The sequence below is a fragment of the Ralstonia sp. TCR112 genome (assembly GCF_007997035.1).
Taxonomy (GTDB): Bacteria; Pseudomonadota; Gammaproteobacteria; order Burkholderiales; family Burkholderiaceae; genus Ralstonia; species Ralstonia edaphi.
This window is the reverse complement of the sequence record NZ_VOSS01000254.1, coordinates 1-552: the sequence shown is the minus strand read 5'-3', so window position 1 is coordinate 552 and position 552 is coordinate 1. Positions and strand designations below refer to the sequence as shown.

Annotated in this window: 1 pseudogene; it reads right to left on the bottom strand. The window is 54.9% G+C overall.

Annotated features, from left to right (window positions below):
- Positions 1-250 precede the first annotated feature (250 nt).
- Positions 251-552: pseudogene (gene rho, locus FUT88_RS25715) on the bottom strand (transcription termination factor Rho); the annotation flags it as partial.

Below are 552 nucleotides of genomic sequence, written 5' to 3'. Positions count from 1 at the left end.
TTTTCGTGTGGTTCGTTCGTTGCCGAGGCGGCTCGGCCAGGGCAGGCTTGCAGTATGGTTGCCGCGTTTCTGTTTTGCGATGAAGTTTAAGGACGATGGTGGCAAACGCTTGCGCAGCCGCCTCGTAATGCAAATGAACTAGCGAATTTCACAACTTTGACGCGAGAATCCCCTGTAAAAACAGGCAGTTGACGCAGCAATAAAAAAGCGCACCTCAATGGGTGCGCTTTTCGCTATGCGGGCGGGAGACTCAGCCGCCGCGTCGCATCATGTCGAAGAACTCTGCGTTGTTCTTCGTCGTCTTGAGTTTGTCGAGCAGGAATTCCATCGCCTCGACTTCATCCATGTCGTGGATGAACTTACGCAGAATCCACACCTTCTGCAGGATGTCCGGCTTGATCAGCAGTTCTTCGCGGCGCGTGCCCGACTTGTTCAGGTTGATGGCCGGATAGACACGCTTCTCGGCCAAGCGGCGTTCCAGGTGCACTTCCATGTTGCCGGTGCCCTTGAATTCTTCGTAGATCACGTCGTCCATGCGGCTGCCGGTTTCGA